10 protein-coding genes are annotated in these 19,889 nt (G+C 76.3%); 9 read left to right on the forward strand and 1 reads right to left on the reverse strand.

Annotated elements, in window-relative coordinates; all coding sequences use genetic code 11:
* Window positions 1–215 precede the first annotated feature (215 nt).
* Complete coding sequence (locus RM555_RS03495) at window positions 216–1,829, reverse strand: RICIN domain-containing protein (RefSeq protein ID WP_311410407.1); 1,614 nt, start codon at window positions 1,827–1,829, stop codon at window positions 216–218.
* Window positions 1,830–2,329: 500 nt separating this feature from the next.
* On the opposite strand from RM555_RS03495, the gene RM555_RS03500 reads away from it, so the two are divergent.
* The 9 genes from RM555_RS03500 to RM555_RS03540 are packed head-to-tail and all read left to right on the forward strand — an operon-like array spanning window position 2,330 to window position 19,877.
* Window positions 2,330–5,599 carry an amino acid adenylation domain-containing protein gene (locus tag RM555_RS03500; RefSeq protein ID WP_311410408.1) on the forward strand — a complete coding sequence of 1,090 codons (3,270 nt, stop codon included), beginning with the start codon at window positions 2,330–2,332 and terminating at the stop codon, window positions 5,597–5,599.
* Complete coding sequence (locus tag RM555_RS03505) at window positions 5,592–6,650, forward strand: TauD/TfdA family dioxygenase (protein ID WP_132238361.1); 1,059 nt, start codon at window positions 5,592–5,594, stop codon at window positions 6,648–6,650. Before RM555_RS03500 ends, RM555_RS03505 begins: the two co-directional genes overlap by 8 nt.
* A complete protein-coding gene (locus RM555_RS03510) occupies window positions 6,647–7,663 on the forward strand; it encodes a TauD/TfdA family dioxygenase (protein ID WP_311410409.1) in 1,017 nt (338 codons plus the stop codon). Before RM555_RS03505 ends, RM555_RS03510 begins: the two co-directional genes overlap by 4 nt.
* On the forward strand, window positions 7,660–13,005 hold the full coding sequence (locus RM555_RS03515) for a non-ribosomal peptide synthetase (protein WP_311410410.1): 5,346 nt from the start codon (window positions 7,660–7,662) through the stop codon (window positions 13,003–13,005). The genes RM555_RS03510 and RM555_RS03515 overlap by 4 nt, the downstream gene beginning before the upstream one ends.
* The gene (locus RM555_RS03520) at window positions 12,998–13,750 is read left to right on the forward strand and encodes a thioesterase II family protein (RefSeq protein ID WP_311410411.1); all 753 of its coding nucleotides are present in this window, start codon (window positions 12,998–13,000) and stop codon (window positions 13,748–13,750) included. The genes RM555_RS03515 and RM555_RS03520 overlap by 8 nt, the downstream gene beginning before the upstream one ends.
* Entirely contained in the window at window positions 13,747–14,451 is a 705-nt protein-coding gene (locus RM555_RS03525; RefSeq protein WP_132238353.1) for a thioesterase II family protein, read from the forward strand. Before RM555_RS03520 ends, RM555_RS03525 begins: the two co-directional genes overlap by 4 nt.
* Window positions 14,444–15,286 (forward strand): SDR family oxidoreductase, encoded by an 843-nt coding sequence (locus RM555_RS03530; protein WP_132238351.1) that lies wholly within the window; start codon window positions 14,444–14,446, stop codon window positions 15,284–15,286. The genes RM555_RS03525 and RM555_RS03530 overlap by 8 nt, the downstream gene beginning before the upstream one ends.
* A complete protein-coding gene (locus RM555_RS03535; protein WP_311410412.1) occupies window positions 15,283–18,102 on the forward strand; it encodes an amino acid adenylation domain-containing protein in 2,820 nt (939 codons plus the stop codon). Before RM555_RS03530 ends, RM555_RS03535 begins: the two co-directional genes overlap by 4 nt.
* Window positions 18,102–19,877: a condensation domain-containing protein gene (locus tag RM555_RS03540; RefSeq protein WP_311410413.1), complete on the forward strand. Its 1,776-nt coding sequence runs from the start codon at window positions 18,102–18,104 to the stop codon at window positions 19,875–19,877. Before RM555_RS03535 ends, RM555_RS03540 begins: the two co-directional genes overlap by 1 nt.
* The last annotated feature ends 12 nt before the right edge of the window (window positions 19,878–19,889 follow it).

Raw genomic sequence — 19,889 nt, forward strand, 5'->3', positions numbered from 1 at the left:
GATGGCGGTCACCGCGCGGCCTCTGGCTCGCGATCGCCACCCTGGCCGCCATCATCGTCGGCGCGACCGCCGGCCTGCTCGCCTGGTCCGGCGGCCTCAACCTACCCACCGCCATCGCACCCGGGCCGGCATAGCGGCCGTCGACCCGGCGTCCCGGTCGACCGTCGACGCCGGACGGCCGGAGCGACCCCGGCGAGCGCGCCGGGGCCGCCCGGTCAGCACCGGACGATCGTGGAGTTGCTCAGCCCGACGTTGCTGATGGTCAGGTTGTCCGCGCAGGGGTTCTCGACGATCCGACTGTTGACCAGGGTGAAGTTGCGCAGCGTGATGTCCCGGTTGCCGGGGAACTCGGTGCGCTCGGCCAGCCGCACCTCGCCGCCGCCGCTGATCGTGCCCCCGCCGGCCGCGATGTCCACGTTCTGGCAGTTCTCGATCAGGACCGCGTTGTTGCCGGTGTTGGCGATGTCCACCCGGTCGATCACGGCGCCGCCGGACTCGGAGACGCAGAAGATCCCCCGGCCGCCGCCGCGCGCACGGACGGTGCCCACCCGGACGTTGGTCGGGTAACCGGAGCCCACGCGTCCGTTGCGGTTGGCCATCCGGAAGGCGGCGTACCCGGTGCCGGCGCCGGCGTTCTCGGCGTCGACGGTGGTGACCGTGGCGTTGATCGTCTGGTTGAGCAGCAGGCCCGACTCGCCCACGTCGCGCGCCGTGACGGTGCCGATGGTCAGCCCGTCCACGCCGTAGGTCTCGACGGCGTGGGAGCTGGCGCCGGAGACGTACGCGCTGTCGATCCGGACGTTGCGGGTCCACTGGCTGGTGTCCCCGCGGTTGTCGATGCGGATCCCGAGCCCGCTGTTGAGCCGCATGTCGATGCGGCCGAGGACGACGTTCGTCACGTTGCGCAGGAAGATCCCGTAGAGCGGGGTGCCGGTGACGGTGAGGTGCCCGACCTCGACGTTTGTGGTGCCGCGGGAGTAGATGGGCGCCTGGTCGCCGCTGCCCGAGCCGGTGACGTTGATGGTGCCGCAGACGTCGATCGCGGTGTGGCTGGGCAGGGAGATCCGTGAACCGGCGCTGATCGAGCCGGAGCCGCGGACGACGACGCGCTGCTTGCTGGTCCGCCCGGCGCTGAGGCTGTTCACGGCGGCCTGGACGGCGGCGCGCATGTCGCTTCCGGTGTAGACCGTGCTGGCGCCGTTGCGGGCGGTCCAGGTGCCGCCGCTGAGCACCGCCTCGGCGTGGAACGTGCCGCTGCCGCAGCCGGTGCCGCCGGAGCCGAGGTTGACCAACCGCCACTGCTGGTTGGCGCCGCCGAGGTCCTGGTACTGGGAGATCATCGCGCCGTCGGCGGTCGACCACTGCCACACGTCCAGCGCCTTGTCGGAGTGCCGGTTGACGAGGCGGACGTGGCCGCCGTCGGAGTCGGCGAGCCGGAAGTGCTGCCGGGTGTTGCCGCTGGCGGCGGTGTTCTGGACGAGCTGGACCCCGTCCTCGGCGCTCGGCAGTTCCAGCACCTTGCCGCTGTGCGCCGAGCGGATCTGGTGGTATCCGCCGCCCACGTCGACGAACCGCCACTGCTGCACGGCCAGGTCGTTGCGGGTGAACTGGTTGACCGGCGCGCCGTCGGCGGTGGACCAGCCCCACAGGTCCATGGCCTTGCCGCTGTGCCGGTTGACGAGGATGTAGGTGGCGCCGGGGTCGACCGTGGCCGCCGCGGCGGGCCGCGGACCGACGGCCACGGCGGCGCCGACGAGCGCCAGCACGGCCGTGGCCACCAGGCCGAGGCGTCGACGGGTGGGGTGTCTGTGCGTGTCGGGGGACCTCATGTGGCTCCTTCGGTTGGCGCGGGGCGGCGGGAGGGGCGCGCGACCACCCCGTCGAGGCCGCCAGCGATCCAATCCCGTCGATGCATAGATGATGGTAAGCGCTTTCCCGTCCCGGCGCGAACGCCGCCGACGCGACCGGCCGCCGGTGGTCGGGGGAGCTGCCCGATACCTGACAGTCGCCAGGTGCCCACATCGGACCCGCTGATCGCGCGGCGGGACGTCTGCCGTGGTGGGGCCCGTCGGGGTGGCCCGGCCACCCGCGGGATCGGCCGGATCTGGGATTCCACGCGGGCGCCACTCGTGTCCCGAATCCTGGGAGACGTCTTGGCAGTGGAATCGGCGGTCGTGGACTCTCTCTGCGGAGAGCGATGGCCCGGTGGCTCATGGTCACGATGTGTCACCCTCTCCGGTCGTCGACCTGGCAGTGGGCGCGCGACCGATCACCGTCGGTAGTGGGGGGAGTGCTCGGTGGGACGCGCCATGCCAGTTTGCGGCTCGCGGTGAGCGCACCCGCGCGCCCCGCCGGGCCGGTCCGTCGGCCCACCCCGTCCCGCCCCGCCGTCCGACCGTCCACCGTCGACACCCTGCACCGGATGGTCGAGGCCCAGGTCGACCGGACCCCGGACGCCGACGCCGTGTGGTGCGACGGGCAGGTCCTCACCTACGGCGAGCTGGACGCGGCGGCCAACAGCTTGGCCGCGCTCCTCGTCGACCGGGGGGTGCGTCCGGGGGACCGCGTCGGCGTCTGCCTGCCCCGCAGCCCCCGGCTCGTGGCCGCGCTGCTGGGCGTGCTCAAGGCCGGTGCCTGCTACGTGCCGCTGGACCCCGCCTATCCGGCCGCCCGGGTCGCCTTCATGACCGAGGACTCCGGGGCCCGACTGGTGCTGACGGTGGCCGACCTCGCCGACCGGTTCGCCGACGCCGCGCTGCGTCTCGACGACCCCGACCGCGACCCCGACGCCCGCCCGGCGGCCCGGCCCGGCCTGCCCGGCGACCCGTCCGACCTGGCGTACGTCATCTACACCTCCGGCTCGACCGGCCGGCCCAAGGGCGTCGCCGTCGAGCACCGCTCGGCCTCCGTGCTCATGCACTGGACGCGGGAGACCTTCACCGACGTCGAGCTGGGCGGCGTGCTCGCCGCCACGTCCGTCTGCTTCGACCTGTCCGTCTTCGAGCTCTTCGGCCCGCTCTGCTGGGGCGGCCGGGTGGTGCTCGTCCGCGACGCGCTGGCCCTGGCCGCGCCGGACGCCGACCGGCTGCCCGTCGCCCTGGTCAACACCGTGCCGTCGGCGATGAGCGAGCTGCTCGCGGCCGGCGCGCTGCCGGGCAGCGTCCGCACCGTCTGCCTCGCCGGCGAGCCGTTGACCGCGGCGCTCGCCGCCCGGGTGCTCGCCCGGCCGCACGTACGCCGGCTCTGCAACCTCTACGGGCCGTCCGAGGACACCACCTACTCGACTTGGGCGGAGGTGCCGGCCGACGGGGGAGACCCGCCGATCGGCCGTCCGTTGCCGGGCACCCGCGTCTACCTGCTCGACGAGGACGGCCGGCCGGTGCCGCCCGGGGAGCCGGGAGAGCTGTACCTGGCCGGCGCCGGGCTGGCCCGGGGCTACCTCAACCGGCCGGAGGAGACCCGGGCGCGTTTCCTGGCCGATCCGTTCCGCCCAGGGGAGCGGATGTACCGCACCGGCGACCGGGTCCGGCTGCGCCCGGACGGGCAGTTGCAGTTCCTCGGCCGGCTGGACGACCAGGTGAAGCTGCGCGGATACCGCATCGAGCTGGGCGAGGTGGCCGCGCGGCTGGCCGCCCTGCCCGGCGTACGCGAGGCGACCGCCGCGGTGCGGACCGGGCCGAGCGGCGACCCGCTGCTCGTCGGCTACCTCGTCGGCGAGCGCCGCGACGACGTGCGGGACCTGCTGCGGGAGGCGGTCCCCGCCCCGCTCGTGCCGTCCGCCGTCGTCTGGCTGGACCGCCTGCCGACCACCCCCAACGGCAAGGTCGACCGGGCGGCGCTGCCCGCTCCGGAGGTCGCCGCCGCCGCGAGCGACGGCGACGGCGCGCCGCTGGCCGGCTCCGCCGCCACGGTCGCCGGCGTCTGGCGCGACGTGCTCGGCCGGCCGGTGGACCGGGCGGAGGCCGACTTCCTCGCCCTCGGGGGCGACTCCCTCCTGGCCGTACGCTGCGCCACCCGGCTCGCCGCCGCGACGGGCCTGCCGGTCGCCCCGGCGGCGCTGTTCGCGCACGCCACGGTGGAGGCGCTCGCCGGCCACCTCGACGACCTGCGTCGGGCCGCCGGACCCGCCGCCGCCACGGGCACCGCCGCGTCCGCCAGCGCCACCGCGTCCGCCGGGGCCGCACCCGGGCCGGGGCACCCGTCGGCTGGCGGCACGCCACCCGCGGCGCCCGTGGACACGGCCCCCCTCTCGGCCGCGCAGACCCGGCTGTGGTTCCTGCACCAGCTGGACCCGGCCGACACCTCCTACCTGGTGTCGTTCGCGGTCCGGCTGCCGCCGGGGACCGACCCGGGGGCGCTCGGCCGGGCACTGCGCCGCGTGGTGGCCCGGCATCCGGCGCTGCGTACCGTCTTCCCGTCGACCCCGGACGGCCCGGTGCAGCGGGTCCGCGACGACCTCGACGTCCCGCTGGTCGTCGACCCGTCCCGGGCCGGGGTGTCGCTGGACGAGCAGCTCGACCAGCTCGCCGCCGCCGAGGCGCGTACCCCCATGGACCTCGCCACCGGCCCGCTGCTGCGCGCCCGACTGGTCGCCGCCGACGACGGGCGGGCGGCGCTGCTCCTGGTCGCCCACCACATCGTCTGCGACGACTGGTCGTTCAGCGTCATCGTGCGGGACCTGGGCCGCGCCTGCGAGTCCGAGTCGGCGGGCGCCGGGGCGGGCCCGCCGTGGCCGGCCGGTCCGGCGACCGGCCCGGCGGAACTCGCCGTGGCCCAGCGGGACTGGCTGGCCGCCCCGGCCGGCCGGGAGGCCGTGGCCGCCGTGGTCGCCGCGCTGCGCGGCGCGCCGACGGTCCTGGACCTGCCCGCCGCCGCACCGGCGCTCGCCGTCGCCACGCCGCCCCGCGCGGACCGGTCCCCGGCCGGGGCCGCCCTGCGGACCCGCATCGACGACGACACCGCCGCCGTGGTCCGCGACCTCGCCCGCGCCAGCCGCGCCAGCCTGCACATGGTCGGGCTGGCCGCCTTCGCCGCGCTGGTCGCCGCGGAGACCGGCCGCACCGACGTGCTGATCGGTGTCGCCTTCGCCGGCCGGACCAGCGTCGCCGCCGAACAGAGCGTCGGCTGCTTCGTCAACACCATGCCCCTGCGCCTGCGGCCCGGCCCGGAGCGGTCCTTCGCCGACCTGGTGGACGAGGCGCGCCAGGTGACCCTCTTCGCCGCCGCCCACCAGGACGTGCCGTTCGACGTCGTCGTCGAGCGGCTCCGCCCAGCCCGGCAACCGGGCCGCAACCCGCTGGTCCAGGTCGCGTTCGGCGTGCAGAACGCCCCGGCGGCCCGGCACGTCGACGCCTCCGGCGGCGAGTTCGTCGGGGTGGAGCTGACCCCCGACACCGCCCGGCTCGACCTGACCCTCTGGCTCGACGAGCGCCGCGACGGGCTGGCGGCGCTCTGGACCTACCGCACCGACCGCTTCGACGGCGAACTGGTCGCCACGTGGCACCGCCGCTTCACCGCACTCCTACGCGACGCGGCCGCCGATCCCCGGCGCAGCCTCGCCCGATGTGCCCACACCCTGGGGGGAACGAGAGATGAGTGAGCAGACCCCGGTCGCGCCGGTGATCCCGCGCCGCGGCCGCGAACGGTCCCTGGTCGACGTACGCCCCGACTGGCCCGGCGGGCCCCTGCCGGCCCTCGTCCTGGCCAACGTGCCCGACGTGGACCTGGCGGCCTGGCTGGCCGGCAACCGGTCCACCGTGGACGAGCTGGCGCGCCGCGCCGGCGCCGTGCTGTTCCGTGGCTTCGCGGTGGACGGCGCGGCCGACTTCCGCACCGTCATGGCCGCCCTCTCCGACGACGTGCTCAGCTACGGCGAGCGCTCGTCGCCGCGCAGCGAGGTGACCGAGGGCGTCTACACTTCTACCGAGCACCCGGCCGACCAGCCGATCGTGCTGCACAACGAGCAGTCGTACACGGTGAACTGGCCGCTGCGCATCGTCTTCCACTGCGAGACCGAGCCCGCCGCCGGTGGGCGCACCCCGCTGGCCGACAGCCGCCGGGTGCTCGCCCGGCTGCGCCCGGAGACGGTCGCCGGATTCGAGCGCCGGGGCGTGCTCTACCGGCGCAACTACCTGCCGGGGATCAGCCTGCCGTGGCAGACGGCGTTCCAGACCGACGACCGGGCCGAGGTCGAGGCGTACTGCGCCCGCGCGTTGATCGACGTCGAGTGGGTCGGCGAGCAGCAGCTGCGTACCCGCCAGGTCCGCCCCGCCGTGCGGGAGCACCCGGTGACCGGGGAGCGGACCTGGTTCAACCACGCCCTGTTCTTCCACGTCACCTCGCTGCCGGCGGAGGTCAGCGCGGGGCTGCGCGCGTCGCTGGCCGAGGAGGACCTGCCCTACCAGACCGCGTACGGCGACGGCACGCCCATCGGCGACGACGTGCTGGCCGAGCTGCGCGCCGCGTACGCGGCCGAGACCCGCTCCTTCGCCTGGCGGCGCGGCGACGTGCTGCTGGTGGAGAACATGCTGGCCGCGCACGCCCGGGAACCGTTCACGCCGCCCCGCCGCATCCTGACCGCGATGTCCGACCCGGTCGCCGCGCCCGAGCTGGCCGCCGCCACCGTGACCTCAACGGGGGTGCGGTCGTGACGGGGCCGGCGCCGCGCCGACGGGGCAGCGGCGCGGTCACCTCGCCGGTGTCCCGCCGGGTGCTGGTCGACGACACGTTCGTGCTGCTGGTGGAGGCCGCCGTGCCGGACCTCGACCTGGCCGGCTGGCTGGCGGGGCGCCGTGACGAGCTGCTGCGCGACCTCGACGCCCACGGGGCGGTCCTCTTCCGGGGCTTCGAGGTGGCCACGGCCGACGACTTCAGCCGGGCCGCCCGCGCGGTCAGCCCGGACCTGCTCGGCTACCTGGAACGCGCCGCGCCCCGGCACGAGGTCGCGGAGAAGGTCTTCACCTCCACCGAGTTCAACGCCGAGCAGTGGATCCCGCTGCACCACGAGATGTCGTACTCGCACAACTGGCCCACCCACCTCTACTTCTGGTGCGCCCAGCCGGCCACCGGCAGCGGCGGCGCGACCCCGCTGGCCAGCGAGCGGGTGGTGAGCCCGCGCATCCCCGCCGAGGTACGCCAGCGGTTCCTCCGGCACGGGGTCAGCTACGTGCGCAACTACGGCCCCCACCTGGACCTGCCCTGGCAGGAGGCGTTCCAGACGACCGACCGCGCCGAGGTGGAGAAGTACTGCGCCGACTCGGCCACCGAGTACACCTGGCTCGACGGCGACGGGCTGCGGACCCGGGCCCGCCGGCAGGCGGTGGCGACCCACCCGCGCACCGGCGAGACGGTCTGGTTCAACCACGCGCACCTGTTCCACGTCTCCAACATGCCCGCCGAGGTCTCGGCCGCCCTGCTGCGCGAGTACGGGCCCGAGGGGCTGCCCCGCAACGCCTACTACGGCGACGGCGAGCCGATCCCCGACGAGGTGGTGGCCGGCATCCGGGACCTGTATCGGGAACACGCGGTGTCGGTTCCCTGGCAGCGCGGCGACGTGCTGGTGGTGGACAACTTCCTCGCGACCCACGGTCGCGAGCCCTTCAGCGGCGACCGGCAGATCCTGGTCGCCATGTCCGACCTCTACCTCAACCGGAGCGTGGTGTGAACGGCTACCGTCTGTCCCCGATCCAGCGGCTGGCCTGGTCCGGGGCGCAGGACCTGGTCCGCGCCCGGGTGCTGCTCGACCGCCCGCTGGACCGGGCCCGGTTGCAGACCGCCCTGGACGCGGTGGTCGCCCGGCACGAGGCGCTGCGCCTGACCCTGGTGCACCACCCCGGGCTGCGGGTGCCGTTGCAGGACGTCGACGACGGCCGCAGCGTCGTCGTCGGCGCCCAGGGCGAGCTGTCGGTGACCGTCACCGACGACGCCCTGGAGCTGGCCGCCACGCCGTTGATCGCCGACCCGGCGAGCCTGCGGCTCGTCCTCGCCGACCTGGCCCGCGCGTACGCCGACGGCCGGCTGGCCGACGACCCCGACGCCCTGCAGTTCCTCGACGTCACCGAGTGGCAGCTGTCGCAGCGGCAGGAGGCCGACCCGTTCGGCGCACCCGCCGCGCCGGCCGCGCGGCTGGTCACCCCGCACGGGGACGACCCGGCCGAGGTCGGCACCGCGACCGCGCCCGCCGCGGCGCTGAGCGCCGCCGCGCGGGAGGCCGGCGTCGGCGTCGCGAACCTGCTCTTCGCCGCCTGGGCGCTCGCGCTGTCCCGCCGGGCCGAGCCGCCCGCCGGGGTCGACGACGCGGACCTGGTGCTGGCCCGGTGGAGCGACGGGCGGCAGGCCACCGGGACGGCCGGTGTCGTCGGCCCGCTGGGCGGCCACGCGCCGGTCCGGCTGGGCCTGCCCCTGCCGGCCGCGCCCAAGGCGCTGCTCGACGAGGTACGCGCCGCCGAGTCCGCCGCCGAGGAGGCGTTCCACCTGGTCGACCCCGTCGGCGAGCACTCCGACGCGGTCGCCGGTTTCGCCGTCGTACCGGCCGGGGACCCGGCGGCCCTGGGTGGCCTGGGCGCCACCGCCGTCGAGGTCTCCGCGCCGCCCGCGACGGCCGGCCCGCAGCTGACCGCCGTGGTCGGCGACGACGAGGTGACCCTGCGGGTCGTCGGGGGCCGCTGGTTGCTGGAGGGTCTCCTGGCGATCCTGGGGTCGCTGCCCCGGGCGCTGGCCGACGGCACGCCGCTGGTGTCCATCGGCGAGGGGGAGGCCCGCTGGCTCGCCGACGCGGCCGGCGGGCCGTCCCGCGCCGCGGTGCGCACCCTCGTCGAGCTGCTCGACGACGGGCTGGCCGGCGCCGACCAGCACAGCCCGGCGGTGGTCGCCGCCGACGGCACGTACACCGTCGGGGAGCTGCGCGACGTCGCGGCCCGCGTCGCCGCCGGCCTGGTCGAGCGGGGGCTGCACCGCTCGCCTGTGGGCGTGCTCGCCACCCGGTCCCGGGACACCGTCGCCGCGTTCCTCGGCGTGCTGCGGGCCGGCGCGGTGTACGTACCGCTGGATCCGGCGGCGCCGGCGGAGCGGCTCGCCGCGCAGGTCCGCGCGGTCGACGCCGGGCTCGTCGTCGGCGTGGGCGGCCCGGCGGGGCTCGCCGGCGCCACCGTCGCCGAGCTGGCCGCCGGCACCGCGACGGCGGCCGTGCCCCCGGCCGCGCCCACCGATCCCGCCTACGTCATCTTCACCTCCGGCTCCACGGGCACGCCGCGACCGGTCCAGGTCCCGCACGGCGCCGCGGCCCACCTGGCGTACGCGCTCGAGGAGACCGTGTACGCGGGCAGCCGGGCCGGGCTGCGGGTGGCGGTGAACGCCCCGCTCACCTTCGACGCCTCGGTCAAGCAGCTCGTGCAGCTGGCCCACGGCCGCAGCCTGTACCTGGTGCCCGAGGACGCCCGGCGCGACGGCGCCGAGCTGGCCGCGGCCCTCGCCGACAACCGGGTCGACGTGCTCGACCTGACCCCCTCCCAGCTGCGCATCCTGCTCGCCGGGGCCGGCGACGCCCGGCTGCCGGAGCTGCTGCTGGTGGGCGGCGAGGCGATCCCGCCGGACCTCTGGGACACCCTCGCCGCGCTGCCCGGCGTCCGGGCGGTCAACCTGTACGGGCCCACCGAGTGCACCGTGGACAGCACCGCCGCCGAGATCCGCCCCGCGACGGCGCCGACCATCGGCCGTCCGCTGCCGGGCGTCGGCGTGTGGGTCCTCGACGAGCGGCTGCGGCCGGTGCCGCCCGGCGTGGCCGGCGAGCTCTGCGTCAGCGGGCCGCAGCTGGCCGACGGCTACCTCGGCGACCCGGAGACGACGGGCCGCCGGTTCGTCCGGGCCGCCCTGCCCGGCGGCCGGACGGAGCGGGTCTACCGCACCGGCGACCGGGTGCGCTTCGACCCCGAGGGGCGCCTGTGCTACCTGGGCCGGCTGGACGACCAGGTGAAGATCCACGGCTTCCGGGTGGAGCCGGGCGAGGTGGCCGCGACGCTGCGGGCGCACCCGGAGGTCGCCGACGCGGCGGTCGTGGCCCGCGACGACGACGGGCACGGCGACCGCCTCGTCGGCTACGTCCGCCCGGCCGCGCCGGCCGTCGACGTCGACCTGGACCGGGTCGCCGGGATCAACCCGCACGAGACCCGCTACCTGTACGACGAGATCTTCACGCAGCGGGTCTACCTGCGCGACGGCATCGTGCTGCGCCGGGGCGCGACGGTCTTCGACGTCGGCGCCAACATCGGCATGTTCTCGCTGTTCGTCCACGCGGCCTGCCCGGACGCGACCATCCACGCCTTCGAGCCGGTGCCGTCGGTGGTGGCGGCCCTGCGGCGCAACGTCGAGGAGTTCGGCGTGCCGGCCACCGTGCACCCGGTGGGCCTGTCCACCGCGCCGGGGCAGGTCTCCTTCACCTACTACCCGGGCTACTCGATGATGTCCGGCCAGGCCGCGTACGCCGACCCGGCGGCCGAGGTCGCCGTGATCAAGCGGTTCCTCGCCAACGAGCGCGACCGGGGCGAGTCCGACCGGGACACCCTGCTGGAGCGGGTCGACGAGCTGCTGGCGGAGCGCTTCGACGGCGCCGAGGTGACCGTGGACGTGCGCCCGCTGTCGGAGGTCATCGACGAGGTCGCGCCGGAGCGCATCGACCTGCTGAAGATCGACGTGCAGCGGGCCGAGGCCGACGTGCTCGCCGGCATCGAGGAGCGGCACTGGCCGCTCATCGCGCAGGTCGCCATGGAGGTGCACGACGCCGTCGGCACCGACACCGAGGGGCGCCTGGACGAGCTGATCGCCCTCTTCGAGGACCGCGGGTTCGACGTGGTCACCCGCCAGGACGACCTGCTCACCGGCACCGACCGGCACACCCTGCACGCCGTGCGCCCCGAGTACGCCGCCGACCCGCGGCCCGCGGTGGCGGTCCCGGACGGCCCGGCCGCCGGCCCGCTGGAGGCCCGGTTGACCGACTGGCTCGCCCAGCGGCTGCCCGCCCACCTGGTCCCCGCGGCCGTGGTGCTCCTCGACGACCTGCCGCTGACCCGCAACGGCAAGCTCGACCGGGCCGCGCTGCCCGCGCCGGAGCTCGACCGGGCCCGGCGGGAGCCGGCCGTGGCGCCGGTCAACCGGGCCGAGGAGATCCTCGTCGAGGCGTGGCGGGAGGTCCTGGGCACGCAGTCGGTCGGGGTGACCGACAGCTTCTTCGCCCTCGGCGGCGACTCCATCCGCAGCATCCAGATGCAGGTCGCGGCGAACCGGCGCGGGCTGTCGTTCCGGCTCGGCGACATCTTCGTGCACCAGTCGATCCGGGAACTGGTCGCGCACGGCGAGATCACCCTCACCGGGCCCGACGCCGACGCCTCCGACGCCTCCGACGTGGCCGGGGCGGCGGAGCCGTTCGCCCTGGTCGCCGCCGCCGAGCGGGACCGCCTGCCCGCCGGGCTGGCCGACGCCTACCCGATGACGGCGCTGCAACAGGGCATGGTCTACCACTGCGAGCTGACCGGCGACCCGGCGATGTACCACAACGTCACCGCGCACCGCGTCGACGCGCCGCTGGAGGCGGAGGCGCTGCGCGCCGCGCTGGCCGACCTGGTGGCACGCCACCCGGTGCTGCGGACCGGCTTCTCCCTCGGCGCCTTCAGCGAGCCGCTGCAACTGGTGCACGCCGAGGTGCCGGTCGAGGTGCCGGTGACGGAGCTGACCGACGCCGACGGGGCCACCCGCCGGGCCCGCGTCGACGAGCTGGTGGCGGCCGAGCGGGTGCGGCCCTTCGACTGGGACCGGCCGCCGCTGCTGCGGCTGCACGCCGTCCGCGACGACACCGACACCTTCACCCTGATCGTGGCGGAGTGCCACGCGATCCTCGACGGCTGGAGCCTGCACCTCCTCCTCGGCGAACTGCTGGCCGCGTACGACCGGCGCCGCGCCGGGCTGTCCGTGCCGCACCGCCCGACGTTGCCCTTCCGCGCGTACGTGGCGGCCGAACGCGAGGCCGTGGCGGACGCGGAGTCGCGCCGGTTCTGGCTCCAGGGCGCCGGCGGCGTGCCGCCGCTGCTGCTCGGCGGGGCGGAGCCACGGATCACCACCACCCGGCGGGTGCCGCTGGCGGCGTCCACCACCGACGCCGTCACCGAGGCCGCCCGGGCCGTCGGCGTACCGGCCAAGTCCTGGCTGCTCGCGGTCCACCTGCGGGTGATCGGGGAGGTCGCCGGCCGGGACGAGGTGGTCACCGGGCTGGTCGTCGGCGCCCGGCCCGAGGCCGAGGGGAGCGACGCCACGCTCGGGCTGTTCCTCAACACCCTGCCGGTGAGCGCCGTGCTGGGCACCCGGTCGCTGGCCGAGCTGGCCGCCAACGCCTGGCAGGCGGAGCGGTCGCTGATGGGCCACCACCGGTTCCCGCTCGCCGAGATCGTCCGGGCGGGTGGGGCCGGGCCCCGGTTCGACCACTTCTTCAACTGGACCCACTTCCACGGCGGCGCCGAGGACGGCGAGGGCGGCGAGGGCCGTGGCAGCCGCATCGTCGACAGCCGGGGCATCACTGTCGACGTGGCGTTCAGCCTCGCCGTCGACGTGGAGGTGGACCCGGCGACCGGCCAGCTCGCCCTGACCCTCCAGTACGACGCCCGGCACGTCGACGAGGCGCGGGCCGACCGGCTGGCCGAGGCGTACCGCCGGCTGCTGGCGACCGACCCGACGGCGCCGCTGCCGGCAGTCGGACCGTCGGGTCCCGTCGTCCCCGCCCCGCGCGACGGGGACGCCCGGGACCGCTGGGCGGCCCGGGTGGCGTCGGTCTGGCAGGAGGTCGTCGGCGTGGCGCCGCGCGGCGAGCGGGCGGAGTTCCTGGCCGCGGGCGGCGACTCGCTGCGCGCGCTGCGCCTGGTCACCGCGCTGCGGCAGCGCCACGGCAGCACCATCACCCTGCCGGAGTTCGTCGCGCTGGGCAGCTACGGCGCCATCGTCGAGCGGGTGAGCCGCGATGGCTGAGAACCCGTGGCTGGTGGTCCGGGCGCCCGTCGCCCGGCCCGCCCTGCGCCTGTTCTGCCTGCCCTACGCGGGCGGCAACGCCGGGGCTTTCGAGACCTGGCGGGCGGGGCTGCCGCGCGCCGTCGAGGTGAACGCGGTGCAGTACCCGGGCCGCCGCGAGCGGGCCGCCGATCCCGCGCCACGGCGGATGACGCCGCTGGTGCAGGCCCTCGAGGCGGCCCTGGCGCCGCACCTGGACCGGCCGTACGCTGTCTACGGCGACTGCCTCGGCGCGTACGTGGCGTTCGAGCTGGTCCGCCGGCTGGAGCGACGCGGGCACCGCCCGGCCGATCTGCTGGTGGTCTCCTCGGCCGTCGCCCCGCACCGCGCCGAGGTCGAACCGGACCACTCCGGCGCCGACGACGCCACGTTCCTCGCCGAACTGGTCGCGCTGGGCACGATGCCGGCGGCCGTCGCCGCGCACCCGGAGCTGGCCGCCGCCGCGCTGCCGGCGGCCCGCGCCGACTTCGAACTCGGCCGCAGCTACCGATACCGCGACGCCGGCCCGATCGGCGTGCCGGTCACGGCGATCCGCGGCGACGCCGACCCGCACGTCGACGACGTCGGGACGGCGGCGTGGGCCGACCTCACCACCGCCGGCTGCACCACCGTCACCGTCCCGGGCGGGCACGACCTGCTCGCCCGGGCCGACCCCGGACTGCTCGGCGCCGTCCGGTCCGCCCTCCTCGGCAAGGAGCCGTCTTGACCGTCACGTCACTGCTCTGCTTCCCGTACGCCGGCGCGGGCGCCTCGGTGTACCAACCGTGGCAGCGGGTCGCACCGCCCGACCTGGAGATCCTCCCGGTGCAGTTGCCGGGCCGGGAGAAGCGCTTCGTCGAGGAGCCGTACCGCCGGATGGACCAGGCCGTCGACGGGCTCCTCGACGAGGTGCTCGAACTGGTCGCCGGCCGTGACCGCGTGGCGCTGTTCGGCCACAGCATGGGCGCGGTGCTCGCGTACGAGATGGCCGGCCGGCTGGCCCAGGCGGCCGGGGTGCGGCTGGCGCACCTGTTCGTCAGCGGCTCGCCCGACCCGTGGTCGGGCCGCGACCACACGGCCGCCGACCTGCCCGACGACGAGTTCGTGGCGCGGGTGGAGGAGTTCGCCGGCTACACGCACCCGGCGCTGGCCGACCCCGACATGCGGGAGCTGCTGCTGCCGACCCTGCGCGCCGACGTGGAGCTGCACGAGGGCTACCGGCCGGGCGGCGACAAGCGGCTCGACGTGCCGGTGACCGCGCTGCGCGGCGCCGACGACACCCTGGTGGCCGCCTCCGCGCTGGCCGGCTGGGACCGGGTCACCTCCGCCGGGTTCGCCTCCCTCACCGTCGCCGGTGGACACATGTACCTCGCCGACGACCCGGCCGAGCTGCTGGCGCTGGTGCGACGGAGGCTGGCCGGTGCCTGAGCCGACGCCGGGCCGGCTGGCCGGCCGGACCGCGATCATCACGGGCGCCGCGCGGGGGCTGGGCCGGGCCTGCGCGACCGCCTTCGCGGCGCAGGGCGCCGACCTGGTCCTGGTGGACGTGGCCCACGACCTGCCCGACGTGCCGTACCCGCTCGGCTCGGCCAGCCAGCTCACGCACACCGCCAAGCTCTGCGCGGAGCTGGGGGTGGCCGCGTACCCGGTCGAGGCCGACGTGCGGGACCTCGACGCGGTCCGGGCCGCCGTCGCGCTCTGCCTGGACCGGTTCGGCCGGATCGACGTCCTGGTGAACAACGCCGGCATCGCGGCGCCCTCCGGCAAGCCGGTGCACGAGATCAGCGAGGCCGAGTGGCAGCTCATGCTCGACGTGGACCTCTCCGGCCCGTGGCGGATGGTCAGCGCGGTCGGCGCGGTGATGTGCCGGCAGCGCGCCGGGAGCATCGTCAACGTGGCGTCGACCGCCGGCCTGGTCGGCTACCGGCACTTCGCCGGGTACGTCGCCGCCAAGCACGGCCTGGTCGGCCTGACCCGGGCCGCGGCGCTGGACTACGCGCCGCTGAAGGTGCGGGTCAACGCCCTGTGCCCCGGCTCGGTGCGCGACGACCCGTACGTCGAGGGTCGGATGCTGGCCGAGATCGCCCGGTCGCTGGAGGTGCCGGTCGCCGAGCACGAGGAGACGTTCGTCCAGGCCCAGCCGATGAACGCGCTGATCGAGCCCGACTCGGTGGCCCAGGCCGCACTCTGGCTGGCCTCCGACGAGTCGTCGCAGGTCACCGGCTCGGTCATCACCGTCGACGGAGGATTCACGACCCGATGAGCAGCCGTCCACAGCCCACCCGACAGCAGTCCGACCCGGGCCGCTCCTGCCACGCGGCGGCGGTGGCCGTCGCCGGGGACCCCGACGAGGTCGCCGCCCGGTTCGCCGCCGCGCTGGCGCGGCGGGGCCTCGACGTCGCCCGGCTCTGGGTGGACCGGGTGCCCGCGTCGGCGGCCGCCGCGCGCCGCGCCGCCGAACTGGCGCGACCGCTGCCCGCCGACGGTCCGCCGGTGCGGGCGGTGCTGCTGCGCCACGACGCCGGCGCCGACCTGGTGCTCGTCGCCCGGCGTGGCCCGCTCACCGGCCGCGCGCTGGGCGAGCTGGCCGTCGAGACGGCCGGGACCGCGCCGCCGGCCGGGGCGGAGCCGACCGCCGGCCCGGGGCCCGGGGACCGCACCGAGGATGTCGAGCCGGAACCGGCCGGGCAGCCGGGGCCGGCCGGGCAGGCGGAGTCGCCGGGGAGCGCCGCCGGGGAGACGGCCGGGACCGGGGCCGAGGACGACGGGAAACACGAGGGCGACACCGCCTGGCGGGGCGGGAACCCGCGCGCCGACCGGACCGCGTCGTACGCCTTCGCGGTGCCCGCCGGGACCGACCTGCTGGCGCTGACCGGCGCGGTCGGCGCGGTGCTGGCCCGCTTCGGCGGCGTGCGCCGGGTGCGGGTCGGCACGCTGCGCGACGAGGGGCCGGCGGTCGTGCCCGTATCGGTGGACGGCACCCTGCGCGCCCTCGCGGCCCGGCCCGCCGAGCCGGCCCCGTGGCCCGCCCCCGGGCGGACGCCCGACGCCGGGCCGCCGGAGGCCGTGGTCGGCGTGCTGACCGCCGACAGCCCGGCGGACACCTACCTGCCCAGCCTGACGCCGCCGTGGCCGCTCACCCTGACGCTGCGCGGCAGCACCGTCACCTGCGACTTCCGCACCGGCGTGTGGTCCGCCGAGGTGGTCGCCACGGTGGCGGGCTACGTCACCCGCGTCCTCGGCCAGCTCCTCGCCGACGGCGACCGCGCGCTGGCCGACTGCGACCTGTTCGACGACGCCGAGCGGGACCGGGTCGCGGCGCTCGGCGGGGCGGCCGTCGACCTGCCCGAGCTGACCGGCGGCATCCACGAGCGGGTGGCCGGGTGGGCGCGGGCCACCCCGGACGCCCCGGCGGTGTCCTACGGCGACGACCGGCTCACGTACGCCCAGCTCGACGCCCGCGCCGGACGGATCGCGGCGGCGCTGCGGGCGCGGGGCTGCGGCCCGGGCACCCGGGTCGGCGTCTGCCTGGAACGCTCCGTGGACCTGGTGGCGGCACTGCTCGGCGTGCTCAGGGCCGGCGCCGCCTACGTGCCGATCGACCCCACCTACCCGGCCGAGCGCATCCGCTACACCGTCGAGGACTCCCGCGTGAGCCTGCTCGTCGGCGCCGACGGCGTGGAGGTCGACGAGTTGCTCGCCGACGACACCGACGACGCGACGGGCGGCGGGGCGGCGACGGCCGGCCCGGACGACCCCGCGTACGTCATCTACACCTCCGGCTCCACGGGCCGGCCGAAGGGGGTCCAGGTCCCGCACCGCAACGTGCTGGCCCTGGTCGCCGCGACCCGGGACGAGTTCGGGCTCGGCCCGGCGGACACCTGGACGATGTTCCACTCCAGCGCGTTCGACTTCTCGGTCTGGGAGATCTGGGGCTGCCTGCTCACCGGCGGGCACCTGGTCGTCGTTCCGCACCTGGTGGTCCGCGACCCGGCCGAGTTCCACGCCCTGCTGCGCGCGGAGCGGGTCACCGTGCTCAACCAGACCCCGTCGGCGTTCGCGCAGCTCGTCGACGCCGACCGGCGCGCCGCGGACCGGCTGGGGCTGCGCCTGGTGGTGTTCGGCGGCGAGCCGCTGGACGCCGGCATGCTGACCGGCTGGTTCGACCGGTACCCGGAGCGCGACTGCCGGATGGTCAACATGTTCGGCATCACCGAGACCACCGTGCACGTCACCGCGCAGACCATCGACCGGGGCCTGGCCCTGGCCGGCACCCGCTCCGTGGGCCGCCCGCTGCCCGGCTGGTACGTCCACGTGCTCGACCCGGCGGGGCGGCTGCTGCCGCCCGGCGCCGCCGGGGAGATCCACGTCGGCGGCGCCGGGGTGGCCGACGGCTACCTGCACCGCGACGAGCTGACCGCCCAGCGCTTCCTGCCCGACCCCTGGCGGGGTGGGCGGATGTACCGCAGCGGCGACCGGGGCCGGCTGCTCCCGGACGGGCGGCTGGAGCACCTGGGCCGGCTCGACGACCAGGTCAAGATCCGGGGTTACCGGATCGAGCTGGACGAGATCCGCCAGGTGCTGCTCGACGACCCGGACGTGCTCGCCGTGGCGGTCACCGTGGACACCGTCGACGCCCGGCTGCACGCGTACGTGGTGCTCGCCGACGGGGCCGACCCGCCCGCCGAGCTGCGCCGCCGGGTGGCCCGGATCCTGCCCGAGTACATGGTGCCGGCCACGGTGACGCCGCTGCCCGCGCTGCCGCTCACCGCCAACGGCAAGCTCGACGCCGCCCGGCTGCCCGCGCCGGCCGCCCGGCCCCTGCCCGCCGCCCGGGAAGCCGCCGACCCCGGGGCGGGACCCGGCCGCGCCGAGCGGATCCGGGTGGTCTGGGAGCGGGTGCTCGGCGCCGAGGTGGGGCCGGAGGACAACTTCTTCGACCTCGGCGGCAACTCCCTGCTCGCGTTGCGGCTGCTGCGTGAACTGCGCGCGCAGGGCCTCGGCGAGTTCACCCCCCGCCACCTGTACGTGCACCCCACGGTGCGCGCCCTGGTCGGCGCGACCGGTACGGAGCGGTGATGGCCGACGTCGACACGCTGACCCGCCTCTGGCCCCAGGTGCGCGAGGTGGCCGTGAAGGGCGGCTGCGCGTACGTGGTGTCCGACGACTACCTCGACCCGCTGCACCTGCGCGGCCTGCTCGCCCGGGAACTGCCCGACGCCGAGCTGCCCCGGCACATCGTGCAGGTCGACTCCCTCGACCCCGCCGACCTGGTCGAGCCGGACGACCGGTTCGGGGCGTACCTGCCGCCGCGCGACGACACCGAGCGCGTCCTGGTGCGCATCGCGGAACGCCTGCTCGGCGTGCCGAAGCTGGGCGTGCTCGACGACTTCTACGCCGCCGGCGGCGACTCGCTCGCCGCGACGGGACTGGCCGTCGAGGCGCAGCGGGCCCTCGGGGTGGGCGTCTCCCTCGCCGCGGTGCTGCGCCACCCGACGGTGGCCGGTCTCGCCGAGGAGATCGGCCGGGCCCGGGCGGCGGTGCCGCTGCCCCGCGCCGAGGCGGCGGACGCCTACCCGCTCTCCCCGCAGCAGCGCCGCGTCTTCCTCGCCCAGTCCCGCGACCCCGCGTCGGTGACCTACAACCTGCCGCTGCTGGTGCCGCTGCCGGCGGACGTCGACGGCGCCCGGCTGGCGGACGCGTTCCGCGCCGTCATCGCCCGGCACGACATCCTCCGTACCGCCTTCGGCACCGAGGGGGGCCGGCCGGTGCAGCGGGTGCTGCCGGCCGTCCCGTTCGACCTGCCGGAGGTCGAGGGCACGGGGACGCTGCCGGTCGAGCCGTTCGACCTGGCCGCCCCGCCGCTGCTGCGGGCCGGCCTGCGGCGTACCGGCGACGGCCCGGTGCTGGCGTTGGACCTGCACCACATCGTCACCGACGGCCTCTCCCTGGCGTTGCTGCTGCGCGAGGTCGACACCGTCTACGCCGGCAACGAGCCACCGCCGGTCCCCGCCCAGTACGCCGACTACGCGGTGTGGGCCACCGCCGGGGAGCCGCCCGGGGGCGACTACTGGCGGCGCCGCTTCGCCGAGCCGCCGGCGCCCCTGCGGCTGCCCACCGACGCGGCGCGGCTGACCGGCCGCCCGGCGACGGCGCGGGCCGGCACGGTCGAGTTCGACGTCGGGGCAGAGCGGACCGCAGCGCTGCGGGCGCTGGCCCGGCGCGAGGGCGTGACCCTGTTCCAGGTGCTGCTCGCCTGCTACGCGACCTTCCTCGCCGCGGCGACCGGCGGGACCGACGTCACGGTGGGCACCCCGGTGGCCGGCCGCGGCGCGCCGGGCCTGGACGCGACCATGGGGATGCTGGTCAACACGGTCTGCCTGCGGCACCGGGTGCGGCCGGAGGCCACCTTCCGGGAGTTGCTGACCGAGGTGGCGCACGACGTGGTCGACGCGTTCGCGCACCAGGACTACCCGTTCGACACGCTGGTCGCCGAGGTGCTGCCGGTCCGCGACCAGGACCGGCATCCGCTCTTCGACACCCTGTTCGCGATGCAGCACGCCGAGGTGGCCGCCGCCGACTTCCTGGGGCGGCGGGTCGAGTTGGCCGTCGCGCCCACCGGTCAGGCCATGTTCGACCTGGACATGCAGGTCTACGAGCGCGCGGACTCGCTGCGCGTGCACTGGGCGTACGACGCCGGGCTGTTCCTGCCCGGGACCGTGCGGGCCTTCGCCGACCTCTGGCTGGAGATCGCCGACACCGTCCTGGCCGACCCCGGGGTGCCGGTCGGCGAGCTGACCGGGGCCCGCCGGGTCGCCGCCGGGGCACCCTCCACCATCGACATCGAGTTGTGAGCCGGAGAGATC

The sequence above is a fragment of the Micromonospora reichwaldensis genome, assembly GCF_031845925.1.
GTDB classification, from domain to species: domain Bacteria; phylum Actinomycetota; class Actinomycetes; order Mycobacteriales; family Micromonosporaceae; genus Micromonospora; species Micromonospora reichwaldensis.